A 1,981-nucleotide genomic window follows, 5' to 3' on the forward strand; every position below is an offset into this window, starting at 1 on the left:
CGTGTGGCGCAAACTTTCTTGCGTGTGGCGCAAACTTTCTTGCGTGTGGCGCAAAGTCTTGCTTTAAGTTTTGCTGTAAAATATTATTGTATAATAGATTAAAAATCTCATAAATATCGGCATTAATGTCATTTAAGCTAAAATTAGTTTATTTTTTTAAGTTTATCTGTTTTTTTATTTAAGGTTTTATTTTAAACTTAAAGTTGCAAAAATTTTGCAAATAATTTGCATTTATATGTTGAAAGTTTGTAAAAATTTCGCAAATAATTTTTGTTATAATTTATTTAAAAAGTGTTTAAGGTTATCTTGAAACCTTAAGTAAAATTAGAATGCTTATAAATGGTATTTAAATGAGAAATAAAGCATTTTGTTAAATTATAGTATGTTGATATTGATTTTGTATTGTTTTTCTTTTTATGGCTAATTTCTGATTTATTTTGGTATGGTTAAATTTTAGAGATGATTTTTACAATTATTTATGTGGAAATGATTATTTGATTTTTTTAACAAAGAAAAGAAAATGTCTTTATTTTTTAAATCCCTAAAAATAGGGCTTTATCTTATTTTTTATTTAAAATTTTGTTAGCTCTGCTAACATTTTTTTAAGTATATCTAACAAAATTTATTTAAGTTTCAAAATAACCTTAAATGGAAAATAAAATTTTTTAGTAAAAAGCTAACATTTTTTATCATAAAGCATTAATTTTGTTAGTAAAAATGTTACAATTTTGAATTAGAAAATGTTGGGAGTAGTGGAGTATGAAACAAGAAGTTTTATTTAATAATGAATTGGATACTAAGGCTAATAGTGGGGAAGTTGTAGAAAATCTTTTCTCACAGACAGGAGCTTATGTTAATTTCGGAGAGGTTGATGTTCGCAAGGGGCATTTAGTTAAGAAAATTAAAAGTCAAAAGCAAGATGATTTTGTTAAATTATTCGCAGATAGCGTTTATGTCATTTCCAATTTGACAGGCTCAGAAATTAAAGTTTTTTGGTCTTTGTTAATGATGATGAATTATAAAAATATTATCATATTGAGTAGTGATTTGAGAAAAAGAATGTCCGCTATATTAGGAGTTACGCATTCTGCGATTACACAAAATTTGCAATCTCTTATTAAAAAAAATATTATAGTTCATTTAGACCCTGAAGTTATGACCAATGAAGCTAGAGCGGAATTTAATATTTTTCCTTGCGATAAAAAAGCTTATTTGGTAAATCCTGATATTGTTGGCAGGGGCAGTTTCAGAGATTTAGCAAAGATTAGACAAATTATAGTTAAGGAATGGGATTTTGATAAATTTGAATATATAGAAACATTAAACAATCAATTTGAGTATAATGGTTTAAATGAAGTTCTAAAAAAACCATAAGAGCATAAAATTGATAAAATTAATATTGAAAATAAGCCAGATTCAACAGAAATAGAAGTGTTGGTTTCAGAAAAAGAACAAAAAATGCAGAATCAATTAATGATGGTTTTGATGGCAATAGAGCATTGGAACAAAAGACAGAAAATAAATCCCTATACAATCTTAATGATTCATTTGAAAAAATGAGAGAAATGATTAAAAAAGAAAAAAAAGATTTCGCTAGCAAAGAAAGAAATATTAGAGAAATGGCTGAACTTTTAAAAAGGGAACTATTAAAGAATGGTATGTTTGAACAATGTGATGAATTGGTTAAAGAGCTAAATAGTATGATGGAGTGATTATGTTTATTTTTGTTCTTGGTTTTTGTCTCGTGGTGGCTATTTGTGGTTCTATATTTGGTTTTGGCTTCATTTGGGCAATAACTGATTATGGCAATATGAATAAGAAAAATGAATTTAAAGTTTTGAAATATTTTGCGTTGTTACCTTTTGTTATAATTTGTTTAAAAGCGTTGTAGGAGATTTTATTGAGAACAGAATATTTTAATTTTGGAAAGATTTTTATATTGATTTTATTGTCTTTTTCCACTTGGGCTTTTGGGGGAAAT

Annotated in this window: 2 protein-coding genes; both read left to right on the plus strand. The window is 26.0% G+C overall.

The genetic code is table 11. The features are described from left to right. Nucleotides 1-759 precede the first annotated feature (759 nt). Nucleotides 760-1,374, plus strand: a complete 615-nt coding sequence (locus K4G57_RS08895) for a hypothetical protein (protein WP_221532818.1) — start codon at nucleotides 760-762, stop codon at nucleotides 1,372-1,374. 125 nt (nucleotides 1,375-1,499) lie between these two features. After that, on the plus strand, nucleotides 1,500-1,712 hold the full coding sequence (locus tag K4G57_RS08900) for a hypothetical protein (RefSeq protein WP_221532819.1): 213 nt from the start codon (nucleotides 1,500-1,502) through the stop codon (nucleotides 1,710-1,712). Nucleotides 1,713-1,981 lie beyond the last annotated feature (269 nt).

It is taken from the genome of Helicobacter turcicus (assembly GCF_019711685.1).
Lineage (GTDB): Bacteria > Campylobacterota > Campylobacteria > Campylobacterales > Helicobacteraceae > Helicobacter_D > Helicobacter_D turcicus.